Source organism: Streptomyces sp. NBC_00433 (genome assembly GCA_036015235.1).
Lineage (GTDB): Bacteria > Actinomycetota > Actinomycetes > Streptomycetales > Streptomycetaceae > Actinacidiphila.
Window position 1 is genome coordinate 7,800,717 of record CP107926.1, and the last position, 20,407, is coordinate 7,821,123.

General features: G+C 71.4%; 17 protein-coding genes. 11 read left to right on the plus strand and 6 right to left on the minus strand.

Annotated elements, in window-relative coordinates; all coding sequences use genetic code 11:
- Positions 1-1,187 precede the first annotated feature (1,187 nt).
- The gene (locus tag OG900_33730; GenBank protein ID WUH94625.1) at positions 1,188-3,881 is read left to right on the plus strand and encodes an RICIN domain-containing protein; all 2,694 of its coding nucleotides are present in this window, start codon (positions 1,188-1,190) and stop codon (positions 3,879-3,881) included.
- Positions 3,882-4,020: 139 nt separating this feature from the next.
- Here OG900_33730 and OG900_33735 read toward each other — a convergent pair whose 3' ends face one another.
- Together OG900_33735 and OG900_33740 are read right to left on the minus strand one after the other, a co-directional pair.
- Positions 4,021-5,634, minus strand: coding sequence for an MFS transporter (locus OG900_33735; GenBank protein WUH94626.1), 1,614 nt, complete (start codon positions 5,632-5,634; stop codon positions 4,021-4,023).
- Between the two features lie 215 nt (positions 5,635-5,849).
- Entirely contained in the window at positions 5,850-6,491 is a 642-nt protein-coding gene (locus OG900_33740; protein ID WUH94627.1) for a tetratricopeptide repeat protein, read from the minus strand.
- A gap of 149 nt (positions 6,492-6,640) precedes the next feature.
- Here OG900_33740 and OG900_33745 point away from each other — a divergent pair, with 149 nt between their 5' ends.
- Together OG900_33745 and OG900_33750 are read left to right on the plus strand one after the other, a co-directional pair.
- Positions 6,641-6,928, plus strand: a complete 288-nt coding sequence (locus OG900_33745) for a DUF1905 domain-containing protein (protein ID WUH94628.1) — start codon at positions 6,641-6,643, stop codon at positions 6,926-6,928.
- A 276-nt stretch (positions 6,929-7,204) separates the two neighbouring features.
- The gene (locus OG900_33750; protein ID WUH94629.1) at positions 7,205-8,368 is read left to right on the plus strand and encodes a methyltransferase; all 1,164 of its coding nucleotides are present in this window, start codon (positions 7,205-7,207) and stop codon (positions 8,366-8,368) included.
- Positions 8,369-8,380: 12 nt separating this feature from the next.
- Here the strand turns inward: OG900_33750 and OG900_33755 are convergent, their stop codons facing one another.
- Positions 8,381-8,827, minus strand: a complete 447-nt coding sequence (locus tag OG900_33755) for an SRPBCC family protein (protein ID WUH94630.1) — start codon at positions 8,825-8,827, stop codon at positions 8,381-8,383.
- 193 nt (positions 8,828-9,020) lie between these two features.
- Positions 9,021-9,611 carry a TetR/AcrR family transcriptional regulator gene (locus OG900_33760; protein ID WUH94631.1) on the minus strand — a complete coding sequence of 197 codons (591 nt, stop codon included), beginning with the start codon at positions 9,609-9,611 and terminating at the stop codon, positions 9,021-9,023.
- 72 nt (positions 9,612-9,683) lie between these two features.
- Between OG900_33760 and OG900_33765 the strand changes: the two genes are divergently transcribed.
- Positions 9,684-10,490, plus strand: a complete 807-nt coding sequence (locus tag OG900_33765; GenBank protein WUH94632.1) for a class I SAM-dependent methyltransferase — start codon at positions 9,684-9,686, stop codon at positions 10,488-10,490.
- Here the strand turns inward: OG900_33765 and OG900_33770 are convergent.
- Positions 10,487-11,677 (minus strand): low temperature requirement protein A, encoded by a 1,191-nt coding sequence (locus tag OG900_33770; GenBank protein ID WUH96015.1) that lies wholly within the window; start codon positions 11,675-11,677, stop codon positions 10,487-10,489. The two genes, OG900_33765 and OG900_33770, sit on opposite strands and share 4 nt — an antisense overlap.
- Positions 11,678-11,774: 97 nt before the next feature.
- On the minus strand, positions 11,775-12,518 hold the full coding sequence (locus OG900_33775) for a VOC family protein (GenBank protein ID WUH94633.1): 744 nt from the start codon (positions 12,516-12,518) through the stop codon (positions 11,775-11,777).
- 99 nt (positions 12,519-12,617) lie between these two features.
- On the opposite strand from OG900_33775, the gene argC reads away from it, so the two are divergent.
- The 7 genes from argC (at position 12,618) to argH (ending at position 20,406) form a co-directional block, all read left to right on the plus strand.
- On the plus strand, positions 12,618-13,646 hold the full coding sequence (gene argC / locus OG900_33780) for an N-acetyl-gamma-glutamyl-phosphate reductase (GenBank protein ID WUH94634.1): 1,029 nt from the start codon (positions 12,618-12,620) through the stop codon (positions 13,644-13,646).
- The gene (locus OG900_33785) at positions 13,643-14,887 is read left to right on the plus strand and encodes a bifunctional ornithine acetyltransferase/N-acetylglutamate synthase (protein ID WUH94635.1); all 1,245 of its coding nucleotides are present in this window, start codon (positions 13,643-13,645) and stop codon (positions 14,885-14,887) included. Before argC ends, OG900_33785 begins: the two co-directional genes overlap by 4 nt.
- Positions 14,884-15,822 carry an acetylglutamate kinase gene (argB, locus tag OG900_33790; protein ID WUH94636.1) on the plus strand — a complete coding sequence of 313 codons (939 nt, stop codon included), beginning with the start codon at positions 14,884-14,886 and terminating at the stop codon, positions 15,820-15,822. Before OG900_33785 ends, argB begins: the two co-directional genes overlap by 4 nt.
- The gene (locus tag OG900_33795) at positions 15,819-17,129 is read left to right on the plus strand and encodes an acetylornithine transaminase (GenBank protein ID WUH94637.1); all 1,311 of its coding nucleotides are present in this window, start codon (positions 15,819-15,821) and stop codon (positions 17,127-17,129) included. The genes argB and OG900_33795 overlap by 4 nt, the downstream gene beginning before the upstream one ends.
- Positions 17,130-17,136: 7 nt before the next feature.
- Positions 17,137-17,670 carry an arginine repressor gene (locus OG900_33800; GenBank protein WUH94638.1) on the plus strand — a complete coding sequence of 178 codons (534 nt, stop codon included), beginning with the start codon at positions 17,137-17,139 and terminating at the stop codon, positions 17,668-17,670.
- 115 nt (positions 17,671-17,785) lie between these two features.
- Positions 17,786-18,982, plus strand: a complete 1,197-nt coding sequence (locus OG900_33805; GenBank protein ID WUH94639.1) for an argininosuccinate synthase — start codon at positions 17,786-17,788, stop codon at positions 18,980-18,982.
- Positions 18,979-20,406, plus strand: a complete 1,428-nt coding sequence (gene argH / locus OG900_33810) for an argininosuccinate lyase (GenBank protein ID WUH94640.1) — start codon at positions 18,979-18,981, stop codon at positions 20,404-20,406. Before OG900_33805 ends, argH begins: the two co-directional genes overlap by 4 nt.
- Position 20,407: the final 1 nt, after the last annotated feature.

Sequence of the window (20,407 nt, forward strand, 5' to 3'; positions counted from 1 at the left end):
CCGGTAGGTTTGTATCCGCTGCTCACTTGTCGTCGTCGTCCGACCCGTAGAGGTGCGACTCATTTCGAACCATCCGGCGAGTGGCGCGGTGCCGGTCAGGCGTGCGTGTGTCTCGCTGCACCCCATCCTGCCTGGCAGGCTATTTCTCTTGCGAGCGTCACGCCGAGTGGTTTCTGGCCTACTGTCCGCGATGGCGGCGGCCGTGCCCTGCCTTGCCTGGTCCGCCTTGTGCCCGGCGTGCTCGTGGTGGACCGACTCGATGCCCCGAGGCCGGTGACGGTCGGCACACGCACCGGGCGGGTCTCGCGTCGGCCGTGCCCGGTCTCGCGGTCGTAGCGCACCGTGGCGCACTTCTTCCACGGTAGGCCCGCAGTGCGGCGTGCAGGCGCGGCTGGTCGCGCTTGACGACGAGGACGAAGTACGGCGGGGATGGCACCGGCCTGGGCGATGCCGCCGGCCCTCCCGTCCACGCGAGCGACACTTGCGGATGGCGGTGCCACGGCTGCTGCTCCTCACAGCAGATAGCGGCGCGGGTTACAGCCGCGCGCTTGTCTTTCCAGGAGCCGGCACAAAGTGCCGACCGGCGCGGGGCGCTGCAATTCCTGAGCGCGCGTCGCCCAGGAGGGGTGAGCGCTCACATTCGGTGGGAGGGGTCCAGGTGTGCGCGGTCGGCCTGCGGGGGCAATGCTCCGGTAGAGGGGTCGAAATGAGACTGACACATCTGTCGGCGCCACCTCAAGGGGTGTGCGGTACGCGCCTGTTCCGGTGCCGGCCCCGCGCGCCGGCCGTCCGCGCGGGGACCTCGGCTTCTGGCGCCGATGCGGGCACAGAGGCGCCCAGGGCAAGGGTGGGGACGGGAGGTCTCACCGATGACCGGATGAATCGGTTCGTGTCGTGAGGCTTGACACCGCGAGGGGCGGAGGTGCACGTTCTTGTATCCGAAACATCTGTCCCTCCAGTGATGCCATATCTCCGACCGATCAGTATATGTGAGCGCTAACACGGTGGGTGCCCGTCAGGTGAGCCGAGGGGTCGGGCGGTCCGGGCGGGCCCCCTTCCCCCTGGTTGTCGGCGAGTTGTGGTGGGACAAGGCCAACCCGGCGGGTCGCTCACCGCCTTACGGCTTCAGCGCCGCCCCGGCCGGTTCACCACCTGCCCGTGCCGGGTCCGTCTACAAGGAGGATCGTGTGAAGCGACAACACGTACAGCCGCCGCGCCGTCGACGCCTGGCCCTTTGGTCCGTGGCCGTCGTGGCGCTGCTGACCGGGGCTGTGGGAACACAGCCGGCCACGGCGACCGCCCTAAGGCCCACGGCGGCCGTTCCCGCCGCGCCGGCCTCCGGCACCGACGGCTTCACCGCGGGCAACGCCGCCATCGCGTCGGTCGACCTGGCCGGCACGTGGGGCTTCACCCCGGTGGGCCGGTCGGCGACGTCGATCACCGTGCCGGGCGGCGGCTGGTACAAGCAGGGCTTCACCGATGTGAACGAGGCGGTGTACTCCCGCACCATCACCGTGCCGGACTCCGGGCAGCCGCAGTCCACATGGATCGAGTTCGGCGCGGTGAACCACCAGGCGACCCTGTCGGTCGACGGGCGGACGGTGGCGACCAAGACCACCGCCTTCACGCCGTCGAACTTCGACATCAGCGCTTACGCCACACCCGGCACCACGCACACCATCACGGTCGATGTGAAGGGCAGGGGCGCCCTGAAGAACCCCGCGAACGGCAGGTATCTGGTGCCCGACGCGGCGGACTGGGCCGAGGCCGTGCCGCAGGGGATCTTCCGTTCGGCGTTCCTGCGCGTGTATCCGGCGGTGTACGTCAGCGACACGTTCGTCCGTACGTCCGTGGCCAATCAGACCCTCACCTACGACGCGTCGGTGACCAACACCTCAGGCGCCGCGCGGACGGTGACGCTGACCGGCTCGCTCGCCTCGGACAACGGCACGTCGTTCAGCTATCCGGCGCTGCCGAGCAAGACGGTCTCGGTGGCCGCCCACTCGACGGTCAAGGTGACGGTCGGGCCGGTGGCGTGGAACCTGGGCTCCTCCTCGTACTGGTGGCCCAACGTCCCCTACCGCCAGGGGTATCGCGCCCAACTGCACCGCCTGACGGTCCACGCGGCGACCGACGACGGCCGCACCAGCGACGCCACGTACCGCTTCGGATTCCGGGAGAGCAGCCAGAACGGCGAGTACTACTACCTCAACGGCGTGCGGGTGAACTTCCGCGGCGACAACCTCCAGGGCGCCGACTTCGACCGCGTCAACAACGGCGGCAAGGGCGACGCCTACGACACCCTGCCCGGCTTCCTCGCGCCCTCCTCGGGCAACGGCGGCTGGCCGCAGGCGGTCGACAACTACCAGCGGCTGAACTACAACGTGGTCCGCATTCATCAGGAGCCGGCCAGCCCCTACATGCTCGACGTGGCCGACGAGATGGGCCTGATGATCATCGACGAGACCGGCATCCGCGGCTCCAACAGCCTTCAGGACTTCGTCGCCGGGCACGACAACATGGTCGACCACGCCCGCTCGCTGACCCTGCGCGACCGCAACCACCCGGCCGTGATCCGCTGGAGCCAGAGCAACGAGCCCGGCAGCAGCGGTATGGACTCGGAGCAGTTCGAGAAGGACCTGTACGCGGCGATGAACGGCAACGACGGCACCCGGCCGGTCAGCGTCGACTCGTGGGTCGGCGCTCCGGCCAACCCCTACCCCACCATGACGTACGCCAACTTCGACGTCTTCGCGCACTACTTGGACGGTTTCGGCAACTACGGCGAGAAGGTCGTCTCGGTGTCCGGCCGGCCGGACGGCGAGGGCGAGTACATCTGGCCGAAGTGCAACACCAAACAGGGCTTCGAGTGGTTCGCCACCACGATGGTGGCCAAGCGCGCCAAGGACGCCAGCGACCTGCGTCCCTACACCCTGCTGTCCGCCTGGGCGGGCGTCATACCCGGCGTCCGTACCACCGACTTCACCCCAGAAGAGGGCGGCCACCCCCTCTACGGCGTCGACAACCTCTCCGACCCGTGGAGCAATCCGCAGATCCAGCGCGTCCAGGCCGCGTTCAACCCCGTTGCCGCGGTCGACCTGCCCTACTGGTCGGCCTCCGGCGTGTCGGACTCCAACGGCACCTTCCCGCTCACGCAAGCGGTCCCCGGATACGCCGCCAACAGCACCGTGAACCGTACGATCTCGGTGTTCAACGACGACTTCACCGGCACCGCCGTGGGCTTCGCCTGGAGCGCCCACCTCGACAGCGCCACCGGCCCGGTGATCGCCTCCGGGAACACCACCCTCACCGTCCCGCTCGGCTCGAAGGCGACGCAGACCGTGTCGTTCACCGCGCCGTCCAGCGGCTCACGGGTCTACCTCGTCCTGTCCACCAGCAAAGCCGGCACGACCGTGTTCAACGACGCGGTCGAGTACTTCACGTTGAGCGGCGGCGGGAGCACCGGTCCCGCACCGGGCTCCTACCGGATCGTCAACCGCAACAGCGGCAAGCCGCTGGCCATCGCCGGCAACTCCACCGCCGACGGCGCCAAGGCCGTCCAGCAGACCGGCGGCGGGACCTGGACCCTCAGCGCCTCCGGCAGCGCCTTCACCCTGCGCTACAACCCCACCGGCAAGGTGCTCGACGTCAACGGCGGTTCCACCACCACCGGCCTCCAGTTGGAGCAGTGGACCGCCAATGGCGGCACCAACCAGCAGTGGTACGTGCGATCCACCGGCGACGGGTATTACACCATCATCAGCCACGACAGCGGCCTGGCGGCCGACGTGAGCGGCCAGTCGACCAGCGACGGCGCCCAAGTCGTGCAGTGGACCGCCAACAACGGCGCCAACCAGCAATGGCAGCTGACACCGTCCTGATCCGACGGCCCGCCTGCCGGATGTGCCGCCACCTCCCCGTGGCGGCACATCCGGGGCGTGCGGCCATCCCGGGCCGGCGGCGGTGCTGCGGTGGCGGCGTCGCGGAGCGGCGCGGGCAGGGCTCGATCATCGCGGGCCTTCAAGGTGCCTCACGGAGGCGCACGGGTCCTCCGAGGGCCGCCGCTTTTTCGGCGGCAGGCAAAGCGATCAGCAGCACAGCCGCACCGAGGAGTGCGATGACCGCGATCCAGCCCGCGCCTACGTGCATCGCGTGGATGAACGCGTTGTCAGCGGCCTGGGCAAGGGCGGGGCGGTGGGTAGCGGTGGCGGCCTGGCGGGCCTGTTCTGCGGAAACCCGGGCCTGATCCCGCACCGGACCGGGTGCGCCCTTCAACGAAGGCTCGATCGCGCGTCGGTACGTGATCGACATGATCGTGCCGCCTACGGCGATTCCGATCACGCTGCCGGTCTGCCGCACGGTGTTGGTGACGGCAGAGCCTGCGCCGGCCTGCTCCAACGGCAGGTCGCTGATCAACGCGGCCGTGACGGGGCCGATCACCATGCCGATCGAGAGGCCCTGTATCAACAGCAGGATCTCGATCCAGCCGAGTGGGGTCCGCAGTCCGAGGAACCCGTACGCGCCCATGGTGAGCGCGGCCAGGGTCAGCGCCGGCACGGCGACAGGGCGCAGCGACAGGCGGCGGACCAGGCGGGTGCCGAGGGGTGCTCCCGCGAGCGCGCCGAACGCGGTCGGGATGTTGGCCAGGCCCGCCTTCATCGGCGAAAAGCCGAGCGCGCCTTGCAGGTAGAAAGCGTTGTAGAAGGTGATGGCGGCCACGGCGAAGAGCAGCAGTCCGAGTGCCGCATTGCCGCCACCGAATGTGCGTTGCGCGAGCAGTCGCGGATCAAAGCTGGGCGCTTTGACGCGCATTTCGGCGAATACGAAGACGGCCAGCAGAACCAGACCGGCGGCGATCGGCGCCCAGACGTCGGTACGACTCCACGCAGCCGCCTGTCCCGCCCGGATCAGCCCGTAGGCCAACGCCACCAGTCCACTGGCCGACAGCAGCATTCCGGCGGGGTCCAGCGGCCGCGGAGCGGGGCTGCGGAAATTCGGAACCAGCGCGGCGAGCCCGGCCAACGACAATGCCGCGACCGGGACATTGATCAGGAAGACCGAGCCCCACCAGAAATGCCCGAGCAGGAATCCCGCCAGCACCGGGCCGGCGGCCATTCCGACACCGGCCGACGTCGAGAAGACGCCGATCGCGGCAGCCCGCGCGGGGCCGGTGAAGGTCCACATGAGGATGGCCAGGTTGGCGGGCGTGATCAGCGCGCTGCCCACGCCCATCGCAGCCCGAGCCGCGATCAGCTGGCCCGCATCGCCTGCGTACGCCGCCCACAGGGAGGCCCCGGCGAAGACCGCCAACCCACCGGAGAACACGGTCCGGTGACCGAAGCGGTCGCCCAGTGCGCCCGCGGTGAACATCAGTGTGGCGAAGGCCAGAGTGTACGAACCCGTCGCCCACTGCAGCTGACCGGGATCGGCCCCCAGGCCGCGGACGGGGTCGGCGAGGGTTTCCAGCGCGGTGCTCAGGACGGTGTTGTCCAGCCAGATCAGCAGCGAACACAGCATGAGAACGGAAAGGATCAACTGCTGCCTGGACTTCGGCAATGTCGGAGGCGGGGTCATGAACACCTTCGGATATCGATCAGCAAGAATCTGACCGACTGGAACGTAAGCAAACTCCACAGCGCTGTCAAGTGTGGAGTTTCCAGTCATGACTGTTGCGGAATAAGGGAATCCATGCCCTCTGCCGGATTTGCGGGATGAACAGTTCTGTGCCCTCCGGCGGATTTGCGAATTCACGGAATTCATGACTTCCGGAGGGTTGCGACCGGGCGGATCCCATGCCCTCCGGTGAGCTGCCGCACCGTGTCCCGCGACCCCAGTTGACCGGGCCCGGTTCAGATGTCGGCGCGCGCCTGCTCGATCCATCCCAGCACGGCCTTGGCCCCGCACCGTTCGGCGGTGGCCTGCGCCTCGTCGAGGTGCCCGAGGGCCGCCTCGCGGTCGCCGGTCTCGGCGGACAGGAAGCCGAGCGCCACCAGCCCCGCAGCGACCCCGGGCAGGAACCCGATCTCGCGCCGCAGCGTCACGGACTCGGTCAGCAGCTCGCGGGCTCGGTCGATCCGCCCGGCTTCCTTCTCGGCGAAGCCGAGATGGCGCACCGCGTAGGACATGGTCTTCCGGTCGCCGACGGACCGCGCCAGCGCGTAAGACCGCTCGAAGTACGGCCTGCCGGTGGCGCCGTCGTCGCGTACCACCTGGTGCCAGCAACCGATCCAGAACAGCGCGTCGGCCTCACCGCCCGCATCGTCCAGGCGGTGGTACAGCTCGGCCGCACGCTCGAACAGCACCAGCTCCTGCGGGTTCTCCCGACGGTCGTCGAGGAAGCGCACGTGCAGCACCTTTCCGCGCTCCAGCGCGATCGGTGCCTCGACCGCGTCCAACTCCTGGTCGGCCGTGGCCAGCGCGGACGTGTCCCCGCCGAACATCGCCAACTCGTAGAGCTCCCGCGCCCGCTCGATCCGGTCCTGCTCCGGCATGCCCTGCCCCTCCCGCTCGGTGGATCACTCCCGGGCGAGGCTACCGTCAGGCAATTGCCCGCCACCCGGGATTTTGTCCGGGCCCCGCTCCGTGCCCCGGCTGTACGCTGAGCCGGACTCGGTGCTGCTCGGAGAACGGACTGGACTTCATGGACGTCGTCTTCGCCGGTCACGTGATCGAATGGCGAGGGCCTGCCCCGTTCTACTTCGTGCCTGTGCCGGAAGGGCAGTCCGCCGACATACGCGAGGTGGCGTCGATGGCCACGTACGGCTGGGGCGTCGTCCCTGTCGAGGCCCGGATCGGTGGGGTCGCCTTCACGACATCGCTCTTCCCGAAGGACGGCGGTTATCTCCTGCCGATCAAGAGCGCCGTGCGCGTGCCGCAAGGCCTCTCGGCCGGGGACGAGGTCACCGTGGAGATGACCGTTCGGGTGTAGCACCGGCGGCCACCAGGTTCTGCCCGCGCCTGCAAGCGCGCGACCGTGCACCGCTTCCCTGACGCGATGCACGGCCTGGAGCGGGGGATCGCTCGGTGATCCCGCGACAACCGTCGCGGCCGAGAGCCTCTTTGAAAGCAGCCTGCACGCGTTTTCCGTGCTGGTCGGCCATCCAGGCGGTGCATGTCGGACGTGCTCACAGCGGTGCGCCCCGCTCCTTGCCCGCAAGCGGTGCGGGCGGCGACGTCGCGGGGCAGGGCCTAGGCTGAGAGGATCATGTACCGATTCAGCACGCCGTGGGGCGACCTCGACCTGACCCGCTACCCCGCGGAGCCCCGCGAGCAACTGCGGGCCTGGGACGCGGCGGACGACTACCTGCTGCGGCATCTGGCGGAGAATCCGCCCGCGCCGGGCGGGACGACCGTGGTGCTGGGGGACCGATGGGGCGCCCTGGCCACCGCGCTCGCCGAGCGGCAGCCGGTGCAGATCTCCGACTCCTTCCTCGGGCAGCAGGCGACCCGGGCGAATCTGCGCAGGATCGGGGCCGAGGACCGGGTACGGCTGCTCTCGCCCCGTGACACCTGGGCCGCACCGCCGGAGCGCGTCGACCTGCTGCTGGTCCGGGTGCCGAGGAACCTGGCGCTGCTGGAGGACCAGCTGCACGCGCTGGCGCCGGCCGTCCACCGGGACACCGTCGTGGTCGGGACCGGGATGGTCACCGAGATCCACACCTCGACCCTGGCCCTCTTCGAGCGGATCCTCGGCCCGACGACCACCTCGCTCGCCGTACGCAAGGCCCGGCTGATCCACTGCACGCCCGACCCCGGCCTGCCGCGCACCCCCGGCCCCTGGCCGCTGCGCTACGCCCTGCCGGACGGCATCGGCCCGATGTCGGGGCGTACGGTCACCAACCACGCCGGCATCTTCTGCGCCGACCGGCTCGACGTCGGGACCCGGCTGCTGCTCGGGCACCTGCCCCGGCGCCAGGGGCCCGACCGGGTGATCGACCTGGGCTGCGGCAACGGTGTCGTCGGTACGGCGGCTGCGCTCGCCAATCCGGAGTCCGACGTGCTCTTCACCGACGAGTCCCACCAGGCCGTCGCCTCGGCCGAGGCGACCTTCCGGGACAACGCGGGAGCGGCCGCCGCGGCGGAATTCCTGGTCGCGGACGCGGCGACCGGCGTGCCCGCGGGCAGCGCCGACCTCGTACTGAACAACCCGCCCTTCCACTCCCACCGCGCCACCAGCGACAGCAGCGCGCGCCGGATGTTCGCCACCGCCCGGGCCGCGCTGCGGCCCGGGGGCGAGCTGTGGGTGGTCGGCAACCGCCATCTGGGCTACCACGTGCGGCTGCGGCGGCTGTTCGGGAACAGCGAGGTGATGGCGTCCGACCCGAAGTTCGTGGTGCTGCGCGCGGTGCGGCAGCCGCCCCGGGCCTGACCGGGGCCGGGCTCAGGCGGCTTCGACGGCCGCCTTGATCCGGTGGGCGAAGGCGTCCGCGTCCCTGCGGGCGGCCAGCAGGGCGAGGCCCACCAGGAGTTTGCCGACGCCGTGGCCCTCCAGGACGTTGAAGATCGAGACCCGGGTGCCGCCGCCGGGCAGCGACTGCAGGTCGTAGCCGCCCTCCTGGGAGGTCACGGTGTTCTTGGACAGCTCGGTCCAGCGGATCCTGGTCGGCTGCTGGAAATCGGTGATCCGGAATTCGCGCTTGGTCGTCATGCCGGCGTCCTTGACGGTGCTGGCGTAGACCGTGCCGATCGCGGTGGGGCCGTCCGTGGTCTTGGTGATCTCCAGGACCCGCGGGCTGAACTTCGGGTCGTTGGTGCCGTCCGCGAGGAAGGCGAAGACCTCTTCGATCGGGCGGTCGATCTCGACTGTTCCTGCGAACTTGCCGGCCATGGCTCCTCCTGTGCGGGCGTACGCCGGTCCGGCGTGCGGGCATTGTCGCAGAGCAGCCGGGGCGCGCGCGGCAGACTCGCGCGAGCGCCCGACCGGCGGGGGCACGGCAGGCGCGTGCGTACGCCTCCCCGGCGGGGGCACGGCAGGCCCGCCCGAGCGCCCCACCGGCCGACGCCGGCCGACGGCTGCTCCGCTACTCCGCCACGCCGGTGAGCAGCGTGCGCACCACCGTGCGGATCTCCGCGGCCTCCGGGGCGGTGCCGGGCTGCAGCCCGGCGAAGAGCAGGTGTCCGGTCCCGATCAGCATCATCGCCAGCGTGTCGACGTCCGCGTCGGGCGCGAGGCGGCCGAGGTCGCGCTCCGCGCGGAGGTAGGCGGCGACCATCTCGGTCGCCTCGGCGAGCACGGGTACGCCGCTCACTCCGCTGCCGCGCAGCATCGCGCGCAGGCTGTCGCGCGCGGTGACCAGGCCGACGATCGCCACGGCGACCGAGCAGAACAGCGTCGAGAGGGTGTCGCCGAGATTCCCCTCGACGGTGCCGGTCCCCGCGGACTCGCGCAGGGCGGTCGCCTGGTGCTCGACCCGGCCGATCCGGTCCCTCACGAGTTCGGCGAGGAAGGTGTCGAAGTCGGCGAAGTGCCGGTGCAGCACGCCCTTGGCGACGCCGGCCTCCGCGGTGATCGCGCGGCTGGTCAGCGCGTTCTGCCCCTCCCGCAGCAGGATGCGCTCCGCGGCGTCGAACAGCTGCTCCCGTACGTCGCGCAGGGCCACTCCGGTCGGCACCGCGGGTCCGCCTCTCGTCCGTCGAGGGCCCACCCGTTGGCGAGTGGGCGGGTGCCCACTTAGAGTGGGCGCATGCCCACCTTACCGTCATCCGGCATGGACCCGCGCCGGCGCGGCATGGCCGAATCCTTCGGCGCCGACGCGGAGCGATACGAGCGCACCCGCCCCGGTTGCCCCGACGCCCTGATCGCCGCTGTCACCGCGGCGGCCCCCGGCCCCGACCTCCTCGACGTCGGCTGCGGCACCGGCATCGCCGCCCGGCAGTTCCAGGCCGCGGGCTGCCGGGTGCTCGGCGTGGACCCCGACCCGCGGATGGCGGCCGCCGCCAGGCGCGGCGGGCTCCGGGCCGAGGTGTCGGCCATCGAGACCTGCGACCCGGCCGGCCGCAGCTTCGACGCGGTCGTCGCGGGCCAGTCCTGGCACTGGGTCGCCGCGGCCGCCGGTGCGGCGCAGGCGGCCCGCGTCCTGCGGCCCGGCGGCCTGCTCGCCCCGTTCTGGAACGTGGCCTGCCTGCCGCCCGACCTCGCCGAGGCGGTCCGCACGGTCTACGCGCGGCTGCTGCCGGACTCGCCCGCCTACCGCAAGGCGATGCCCGCCCTCGACGGCTACGCGCCGATCTTCGACACGGCCGCCGACGGCATCCGCCAGGCGGGCTCCTTCACCGAGCCGCAGCGGTGGCGCCACGACTGGCAGCGCACCTACACCCGCGACGAGTGGCTGGACCAGGTCCCGACCTTCGGCGGCCACAGCCTCTTCCCGCCGGCCACCCTCGCGGCACTGGTGCAGGGCATCGGCGAGGCCGTCGACGCGGTGGGCGGCGCCTTCACCGTGGACTACGCGGCCGTCGCGGTCGCGGCCACCCTCCGTCCCGCTCGCTAGAGCCGCGTCGCGGCACCCGTCAGCCACACCCCGGCGGCGACCGTGCAGGCGGCGGCGAGGCCCGCCAGCGGGACCGCCAGGTGTCCGGCGAGCGTGCACAGCAGCACCGCGGCCGCGCCGGCCGGCAGGACCAGGTGCTGGGCGAGCCCGTTCTTGAAGTGGCGGGTGTGCACGGCCCACACGGTGATCATGAAGATCGCGGTGGGCACCGTGACGCAGGCGCCCGCGGCGCGCGCCGAGATGTCCGCGTGGTGGGTGACCTGCTCCACCGCGACCTCGATGCCCGCACCGATCGCGGCGGCCGAGCCCAGCACGGCGTAGTGGCCGTAACCCCACACGAAGGCCCGCCTGCTGGACACCAGGTGCTCGTGGATGGGCACCGCGAAATAGCTCCAGAAGGCGGCGAAGACGATCAGCAGGCCGCCGCCCGCGATCGGCAGCAGCAGATCGAGCGCCGCCGACTCGTCCAGCGCGGACTGCACGGCGACCGTCGCCGCCGAGATGGTCTCGCCGAGCATGATGATGGTGAACAGCCCGTAGCGCTCGGCGATGTGGTGCGGATGCCAGGACGTCGCGTGGTCGTGCTCGGCATACGCGGGCACCGCCAGTTCGGCCACCACCAGGACCAGGAACCCGCCGGTCCAGAAGGACCCGGGCAGCAGGAGCAGCCCCACCCAGGCGAACTCCACGACGACGAGCCCGGCGGCGTACCGCAGGGCGACCTTGCGCGCCGCCCCGCGCTCGCCGAGCGCCGCCCGCAGCCACTGGAAGGTCAGCGCCACGCGCATGACGAGGTAGCCGACGACGGCGACCGTGTAGTCGCCCTGGTCGAAGGCCCGCGGTACCCCGGCCGCCAGCACCAGGACGCCCGACATCTGCACCAGCGTCGCGAGCCGGTAGGCGATGTCGTCGGTGTCGTAGGCGGACGCGAACCAGGTGAAATTCATCCAGGCCCACCAGATGGCGAAGAAGACCAGCAGATATCCGCCGATCCCGTGCGCGGGCTCCCCCTCCGCGAGCGCGTGCACCAGCCTCGACCCCGCCTGTGCGACCGCCACGACGAAGCACAGGTCGAACAGCAGCTCCAGCGGCGTCGACGCCCGGTGCGGCTCGTTCCTGCTCCGCGCCCTTATCGGCAACCGGACGGCGACCGCCCTGCCGTGGCCTGCCCCCGTCGGGGTGGTCATCTCATCCATGACGGGATTCTCGCCGACATCCCGGCGCACATCCCGCAGCACCCGGAATCCCGCGCACCTCCCGCAGCCGCCGGAGCCGCCGCAGGCCTCAGCTCCTGGCGAGGACGCAGAATTCGTGGCCCTCCGGGTCGGACAGGCATGTCCACGGGACGTCGCCCTGGCCGACGTCGAGGTCGGTGGCGCCGAGGGCGCGCAGGCGGGCCACCTCCGCCTCCTTGTCGGCGCCGGGGTGGGGCACCAGGTCGAGGTGGACGCGGTCCGGGACGGTCTTCCGGTCGGGGGAGCGGAGGAATTCGAGGTAGGGGCCGGTGCCGGCGGGGGAGCGCAGCACCGCCTGGCCGTCGGTCACCGCGTGCAGTGCCCAGTCCGTCGCCTCGTCCCAGAAGCGGGCCATGGCCGGCGGGTCCGCGCAGTCGACCACCACCGCGGCGACCGGCCCGGTGTCCTGGTAGGTCCTGCGGGGTTCGAGCACGCAGAATTCGTTGCCCTCGGGATCGGCGAGCACGGTCCAGGGCACGTCGCCCTGGCCCACGTCGGCGGGCGTCGCGCCGAGGGACCTCAGCCGGGCGACCAGGGCGGCCTGGTGGGCGAGGGAGGTGCTGGCGAGGTCGATGTGCACGCGGTTCTTCACCGCCGCCTTGGCCTCCGGGACGGCGATGACGTCGATGCAGACGGTGGCCGCCGGGTCCAGCCAGTCGAAGCCGGCGGGGGTGGCGCTGGTCGCGCCCTGTCCTCCGGTGGAGGCGGTCCAGCCGAGCGCATCCGCCCAGAACCGGCCGACCGCCTGGTCGTCCCGGGCCTTGATGTTCACTTGAACCAGTCGCAGTGGCATGGCGGGGATCCTATGCACACGCCGGGCGCACACGCCGGAATGACCTTTGCATAAAAGTGCGGCCCGCCGTATAGTCATGCCGTTGACGAGGAGGGTTCGATGGCGGTGCGGGTGGCGGTTGCCGGGGCGAGCGGATATGCGGGCGGGGAGGTGCTGCGGCTGCTGGTCGGGCACCCCGGAGTCCTGATCGGGGCGGTGACCGGGAATTCCAATGCCGGGCAGCGGCTCGGCGGGCTCCAGCCGCATCTGGTGCCGCTGGCCGACCGGGTGCTCCAGGACACCTCGGCCGAGGTGCTCGCCGGGCACGACGTGGTCTTCCTCGCGCTGCCGCACGGGCAGTCCGCGGCCGTGGCCGAGCAGCTCGGCGACGAGGTGCTCGTGGTCGACATGGGCGCCGACTTCCGGCTGGAGAACGCGGCCGACTGGGAGCGCTTCTACGGCTCGCCGCACGCCGGCACCTGGCCCTACGGGCTGCCCGAACTGCCAGGCGCCCGCGCCGCGCTCGCCGGGACCCGGCGGATCGCGGTGCCCGGCTGCTACCCGACCGCCGTGTCGCTCGCGCTCGTACCCGCCTACGCCGCCGCGCTCGCCGAGGACGAGGCGGTCGTCGTCGCGGCGTCCGGCACCTCGGGCGCCGGCAAGGCGGCCAAGCCGCATCTGCTGGGCTCCGAGGTCATGGGGTCGATGAGCCCGTACGGCGTCGGCGGCGGCCACCGGCACACCCCGGAGATGATCCAGAACCTCAGCGCCGCGGCCGGCACCCGGGTCGGCGTCTCCTTCACGCCCACCCTGGCGCCGATGCCCCGCGGCATCCTCGCCACCTGCACCGCCAAGGCCCGCCCCGGCGTCACCGCCGCCGACGTCCGGGCGGCCTACGAGAAGGCGTACGCCGACGAGCCGTTCGTCCACCTGCTGCCCGAGGGCCAGTGGCCCGCCACCGCGTCGGTCTACGGTTCCAACGCCGTTCACCTCCAGGTGGCGTACGACGAGGACGCGCGGCGCATCATCGCGATCAGCGCCATCGACAACCTGGCCAAGGGCACCGCGGGCGGCGCGGTGCAGAGCATGAACATCGCCCTCGGACTGCCCGAGACGACCGGGCTCACCACGATCGGAGTCGCCCCATGAGCGTGACCGCAGCGAAGGGATTCCAGGCGGCGGGCATCGCCGCCGGGATCAAGGCGAACGGCAACCCGGACCTGGCCCTGGTGGTCAACTCGGGCCCGCGCCGCGCCGCCGCGGGCGTCTTCACCTCCAACCGGGTGAAGGCCGCGCCCGTGCTGTGGTCGGAGCAGGTGCTCAAGGGCGGCGCGGTGACCGCCGTCGTCCTCAACTCCGGCGGCGCCAACGCCTGCACGGGGCCGCAGGGCTTCCAGGACACGCACGCCACCGCCGAGCGGGTCGCCGAGGTGCTCGGCCACAGCGCGGGCGAGGTCGCGGTGGCCTCCACCGGTCTGATCGGCCTGCTGCTGCCGATGGACAAGCTGCTGCCGGGCATCGGGCTGGCCGCGGCCGAGCTGTCGGAGCACGGCGGCGAGAAGGCCGCCATCGCCATCAAGACCACCGACACCGTCCACAAGACGGCCGTCGCCGGCGGCGCTCGTGGGGGCACCTCCCATGCCGGCGGCTCTGGTGGGGGCACCTCCCATGCCGGCGGCTCTGGTGGGGGCACCTCCCATGCCGGAGGCTCTGGGGGATGGACGGTCGGCGGCATGGCCAAGGGCGCGGGCATGCTCGCGCCGGGCCTGGCCACCATGCTGGTGGTGCTGACCACCGACGCCGACGTGGACACCCCCACCCTGGACAAGGCGCTGCGTGACGCCACCCGGGTGACCTTCGACCGGGCCGACTCCGACGGCTGCATGTCCACCAACGACACCGTGCTGCTGCTGGCCTCGGGCGCCTCCGGCGTCACCCCCGGCTACGACGACTTCGCCGACGCGGTCCGCGCCGTCTGCGCCGACCTGGCCAGGCAGCTGATCGGGGACGCGGAGGGCGCGAGCAAGGACATCAGGATCGAGGTCGTGAACGCCGCCACCGAGGACGAGGCGGTCGACGTCGGCCGCACGATCTCCCGCAGCAACCTGCTCAAGTGCGCGATCCACGGCGAGGACCCCAACTGGGGCCGGGTGCTGTCCGCGATCGGCACCACGTCCGCCGCCTTCGAGCCGGACCGGCTCAGCGTCGCCATCAACGGCGTGTGGGTGTGCAGGAACGGCTCGGTCGGCGAGGACCGCGACCTGGTCGACATGCGCTTCCGCGAGGTCGTGATCACCGCCGACCTGGCCGCCGGCGACGCGTCCGCGGTGATCTGGACCAACGACCTCACCGCCGACTACGTCCACGAGAACAGCGCGTACAGCTCATGACCGCCCGCAAGCACGCCGCACTCCCGAAGGCACAAGTGCTCATCGAGGCGCTCCCCTGGCTGACCCGGCACAACGGCCGGGTCGTGGTGATCAAGTTCGGCGGCAACGCCATGGTCGACGAGGAGCTGAAGGCCGCCTTCGCGCAGGACGTGGTCTTCCTGCGGCAGGCCGGCCTCAAGCCCGTCGTCGTGCACGGCGGCGGCCCGCAGATCAACGCGGCGCTCGACCGGCACGGCCTGGTCAGCGAGTTCAAGGCCGGGCTGCGGGTCACCACGCCCGAGGCGATGGAAGTGGTCCGCATGGTGCTGGCCGGGCAGGTCCAGCGCGAGCTGGTCGGGCTGCTCAACCAGCACGGGCCCCTCGCGGTCGGCCTGACCGGCGAGGACGCCCACACCATCACCGCGGTCAAGCACTTCCCGACCATCGAGGGGGAGCCCGTCGACATCGGCCGGGTCGGCGAGATCACCGCCATCGACACCGGCGCGATCGAGGCGCTGCTCGCCGACGGCCGCATCCCGGTGGTCTCCTCGATCGCCCGCGCCGCCGACGACGGGCATGTGTACAACGTCAACGCCGACACCGCCGCCGCCGCACTGGCCGCCGCGCTGGGCGCCGAGACGCTGATGGTGCTCACCGACGTCGAGGGGCTCTACGAGGACTGGCCGCACAGCGACGACGTGATCAGCCGGCTCACCGCGACCGAGCTGGAGAAGCTGCTGCCCGACCTGTCCAGCGGCATGGTCCCCAAGATGCGCGGCTGCCTCTACGCCGTACGCAACGGCGTGCACACCGCCCGCGTCATCGACGGCCGGGTCCAGCACTCGATCCTGCTGGAGATCTTCACCGACGAGGGCATCGGCACGATGGTCGTCCCCGACGACCCGCGGGCAACCACAGCAGAGCACGTACCGGAACAGGCAGGGGGAGTACGGTGACCGCCACCACGGGCACGACCGCGACCACGGATACGACCGGCGGGGCGGGCACGACCGCCACCGCGGGCACGACCGGCAACCAGGCGCTGGCCGACCGCTGGCAGGGCGTGCTCATGGACAACTACGGGTTGCCCCGGGTGCCGCTGGTACGCGGCGAGGGCGCGAAGTTCTGGGACGCGGACGGCAAGGTCTACCTGGACTTCCTCGGCGGCATCGCCGTCAACTCGCTCGGCACCGCCCACCCGGCGGTCGTCGAGGCGGTGACCCGGCAGATCGGCACCCTCGGGCATGTCTCCAACCTCTTCGTGGCCGAGCCGCCGATCGCCGTCGCCGAGCGGCTGCTCCAGCTGTTCGGCAGGACCGGGCGGGTCTTCTTCAGCAATTCCGGCGCCGAGGCCAACGAGGCCGCCTTCAAGCTCGGCCGGCTCACCGGCCGCACCCGGATGGTCGCCACCGACGGCGCCTTCCACGGCCGGACGATGGGCTCGCTGGCGCTGACCGGCCAGCCGAAGAAGCGGGACGCCTTCGTCCCGCTGCCCGGCGAGGTCACCCATGTGCCCTTCGGTGACGTGGCGGCGCTGCGGGCGGCCGTCGACACCGACACGGCCCTGGTGATCATCGAGCCGATCCAGGGCGAGAACGGCGTGGTCGTGCCGCCGGCCGGCTACCTCAGGGCCGCACGGGAGATCACCGCCGCCACCGGCACCCTGCTGGTGCTCGACGAGGTGCAGACCGGGATCGGCAGGACCGGGCACTGGTTCGAGTGCCTGGCCCAGGGCGTCGAGCCCGACGTGGTCACGCTGGCCAAGGGCCTGGGCGGCGGGCTGCCGATCGGCGCCACCGTCGCCTTCGGACCCGCTGCCGACCTGTTCACGCCGGGTGCGCACGGCACGACGTTCGGGGGCAACCCGGTAGCGTGCGCGGCCGCGCTCGCCGTCCTCGACACCATCGCGGCCGACGGGCTGCTGGACCACGTCAAGCGGCAGGGCGAGAAGCTGCGGGACGGTATCGAGGCGTTGGGCCACCCGCTGGTCGATCATGTGCGCGGCGCGGGCCTGCTGATCGGTATCGTGCTCACCGAGCCGCTGTCCGCACCGGTCCAGCAGGCGGCTCAGGACGCCGGACTCCTGGTGAACGCCGCCGTGCCCGACACGGTGCGGCTCGCGCCGCCGCTCGTCGTCGGCGACGACGACACGGACGCGTTCCTCCGGGTGCTGCCCGGCGTGCTCGACCAGGTGTGGCAAGCGAACCAGCAGAATCGGGCAGCCCGGGGCAGCGCCGGAGTCCGGGGGACAGACGGAGAATGACGCGACGATGAGCGAGGCTCAGCAGCACGGCGGCGGCCAGGCCGTACCGCAGACCCGTACGGCCAGGCACCGCAGGATCGTGGACATCCTCGGCCGGCAGCCGGTGCGATCCCAGAGCCAGCTCGCCAAGCTGCTCGCCGACGACGGGCTGAGCGTCACCCAGGCGACGCTCAGCCGCGACCTGGACGAGCTGGGCGCGGTCAAGATCCGCACCAACGACGGCGAGCTGATCTACGCCGTCCCCTCCGAGGGCGGCTACCGCACCCCGCAGGCGCCGCTCGGCGAGTCGGTCAAGGAGGAGCGGATGCGGCGGTTGGCCGCCGAGCTGCTGATCTCCGCCGAGGCGTCGGCCAACCTGGTGGTGGTCCGCACCCCGCCGGGCGCCGCTCAGTTCCTCGCGTCGGCCGTCGACACGGCCGAGGTGCACGACATTCTCGGTACGATCGCCGGTGACGACACCGTCGTACTGATCAGCCGGGACCCCGCCGGCGGCCAGAAGCTCGCCGACCACCTGCTGCGCCTCGCCCAGGGCGAGGTCTAGCCGCCCGATCCGCCCTCCATTTCGACTTGCAGGACACGCTGACCTGCGGTTTTGACGAGTCATACGGTGGAGTGCATACTTATACCAGTCAGTGTATGCACCATAAGGAGAGACCGTGACCGAGCGCGTCGTACTCGCCTACTCAGGCGGCCTTGACACCTCCGTCGCCATCGGCTGGATCGCCGAGGAGACCGGCGCCGAAGTCATCGCCGTCGCCGTGGACGTGGGCCAGGGCGGTGAGGACCTGGACGTCATCCGCAAGCGCGCCATCGCGTGCGGCGCCGTCGAGGCCGAGGTCGCCGACGCCAAGGACGAATTCGCCGACGAGTACTGCCTGCCGGCGATCCGGGCCAACGCGCTCTACATGGACCGCTACCCGCTCGTCTCCGCACTGTCCCGGCCGGCCATCGTCAAGCACCTGGTCGCCGCCGCCCGCAAGCACGGCGCCGACACCGTCGCCCACGGCTGCACCGGCAAGGGCAACGACCAGGTCCGCTTCGAGGCCGGCATCTCCTCGCTCGCCCCCGAGCTGCGCTGCATCGCCCCGGTCCGCGACTACGCGATGACCCGGGACAAGGCCATCGCCTTCTGCGAGGCCAACAACCTGCCGATCGCCACCACCAAGAAGTCGCCGTACTCGATCGACCAGAACGTCTTCGGGCGGGCCGTCGAGACCGGCTTCCTGGAGGACATCTGGAACGCGCCGATCGAGGACGTCTACGAATACACCCAGAACCCGGTGACCCCGCGGGAGGCCGACGAGGTCGTCATCAGCTTCCACCAGGGTGTGCCGGTCGCCGTCGACGGCCAGGAGGTCACCGTCCTCGAGGCGATCCAGCTGCTCAACGTGCGGGCCGGCGCCCAGGGCATCGGCCGGATCGACATGGTCGAGGACCGGCTGGTCGGCATCAAGTCCCGGGAGATCTACGAGGCCCCCGGCGCGATCGCGCTGATCACCGCCCACCAGGAGCTGGAGAACGTCACCGTCGAGCGCGAACTGGCCCGCTACAAGCGGCAGGTCGAGCAGCGCTGGGGCGAACTGGTCTACGACGGCCTGTGGTTCTCGCCGCTCAAGCGGGCGCTCGACGGCTTCATCACCGAGGCCAACGAGCACGTCACCGGCGACGTCCGGATGGTCATGCACGGCGGCAGGGCCGTCGTCAACGGCCGGAAGTCCGGCGAGTCGCTGTACGACTTCAACCTCGCCACCTACGACACCGGCGACACCTTCGACCAGTCGCTGTCCAAGGGCTTCATCGAGATCTTCGGCATGTCCAGCAAGATCGCCGCCAAGCGGGACCTCGCCCAGTGAGCGCGGACCGGCAGGGCGCCAAGCTCTGGGGCGGACGCTTCGCCGACGGACCGTCCGCCGCCCTGGAGCGGCTGTCGGCCTCGGTGCACTTCGACTTCCGGCTCGCGCCCTACGACATCGCCGGGTCCCGGGCGCACGCCCGCGCCCTCTACCGGGCCGAGCTGCTCACCGCGGACGAGCTGGACCGGATGATCGCCGGGCTCGACGGGCTGGAGGCCGACGTGGCCGCCGGCGACTTCACCGGCACCATCGCCGACGAGGACGTGCACACCGCGCTGGAGCGCGGCCTGGTCGAGCGCCTCGGCGCCGACCTGGGCGGCAAGCTGCGGGCCGGCCGGTCGCGCAACGACCAGATCGCCACCCTCTTCCGGATGTACCTGCGCGACCGCGCCCGGATCATCGGCGGCCTCGTCGCCGACCTCCAGGACGCGCTGGTCGGCCTGGCGGAGGCGCACCCGGACGCCGCGATGCCCGGCCGCACCCACCTCCAGCACGCCCAGCCGGTGCTCTTCGCGCACCACATGCTGGCGCACGTCCAGTCGCTCTCCCGGGACGCCGAGCGGCTGCGCCAGTGGGACGCGCGCACCGCCGTGTCGCCGTACGGCTCCGGCGCGCTCGCCGGGTCCTCGCTCGGCCTCGACCCCGAGGCCGTCGCCCGCGACCTGGGCTTCGAGCACGGTTCGGTGGGCAATTCCATCGACGGCACCGCCTCGCGCGACTTCGTGGCCGAATTCGCCTTCGTCACCGCGATGATCGGCGTCAACCTGTCGCGGATCGCCGAAGAGGTGATCATCTGGAACACCAAGGAATTCTCCTTCGTGACCCTGCACGACGCCTTCTCCACCGGCTCGTCGATCATGCCGCAGAAGAAGAACCCGGACATCGCCGAGCTGGCCCGCGGCAAGTCGGGGCGGCTGATCGGCAACCTCACCGGGCTGATGGCGACGCTCAAGGCGCTGCCGCTGGCGTACAACCGGGACCTCCAGGAGGACAAGGAGCCGGTCTTCGACTCCTGCGACCAGCTGGAGGTGCTGCTGCCGGCCTTCACCGGGATGATGGCCACCCTGACGGTGCACACCGAGCGGATGGCCGAACTGGCGCCCGCCGGCTTCTCGCTCGCCACCGACATCGCCGAGTGGCTGGTCAGGCAGGGCGTGCCCTTCCGGGTCGCGCACGAGGTCGCGGGGGAGTGCGTCAAGGCCTGCGAGGCCGAGGGCATCGAGCTGCACGACCTGACCGACGAGCAGTTCGCCAAGATCTCCACGCACCTGACGCCGGAGGTCCGCGGCGTGCTCAACGTGCCGGGCGCGCTGGCCTCACGCAGCGGCCGCGGTGGTACGGCGCCGAGCGCGGTCGCCGTGCAGCTCGCCGAGGTCAAGGCGGACCTGGCGGTCCAGCACGACTGGGCGCGGCAGGGGGAGTGAC

Excerpts from the sequence above, each read along its gene's own strand:
- OG900_33740 (WUH94627.1), bottom strand. The coding sequence starts at position 6,491 with ATGCCGGAGCAGGACCGGATCGAGCGGGCGCGGGAGCTCTACGAGTTG.
- OG900_33745 (WUH94628.1), top strand. The coding sequence starts at position 6,641 with ATGGACGTCGTCTTCGCCGGTCACGTGATCGAATGGCGAGGGCCTGCC.
- OG900_33750 (WUH94629.1), top strand. The coding sequence starts at position 7,205 with ATGTACCGATTCAGCACGCCGTGGGGCGACCTCGACCTGACCCGCTAC.
- OG900_33755 (WUH94630.1), bottom strand. The coding sequence starts at position 8,827 with ATGGCCGGCAAGTTCGCAGGAACAGTCGAGATCGACCGCCCGATCGAA.
- OG900_33765 (WUH94632.1), top strand. The coding sequence starts at position 9,684 with ATGCCCACCTTACCGTCATCCGGCATGGACCCGCGCCGGCGCGGCATG.
- OG900_33770 (WUH96015.1), bottom strand. The coding sequence starts at position 11,677 with ATGACCACCCCGACGGGGGCAGGCCACGGCAGGGCGGTCGCCGTCCGG.
- OG900_33775 (WUH94633.1), bottom strand. The coding sequence starts at position 12,518 with ATGCCACTGCGACTGGTTCAAGTGAACATCAAGGCCCGGGACGACCAG.
- argC (WUH94634.1), top strand. The coding sequence starts at position 12,618 with ATGGCGGTGCGGGTGGCGGTTGCCGGGGCGAGCGGATATGCGGGCGGG.
- OG900_33785 (WUH94635.1), top strand. The coding sequence starts at position 13,643 with ATGAGCGTGACCGCAGCGAAGGGATTCCAGGCGGCGGGCATCGCCGCC.
- argB (WUH94636.1), top strand. The coding sequence starts at position 14,884 with ATGACCGCCCGCAAGCACGCCGCACTCCCGAAGGCACAAGTGCTCATC.
- OG900_33800 (WUH94638.1), top strand. The coding sequence starts at position 17,137 with ATGAGCGAGGCTCAGCAGCACGGCGGCGGCCAGGCCGTACCGCAGACC.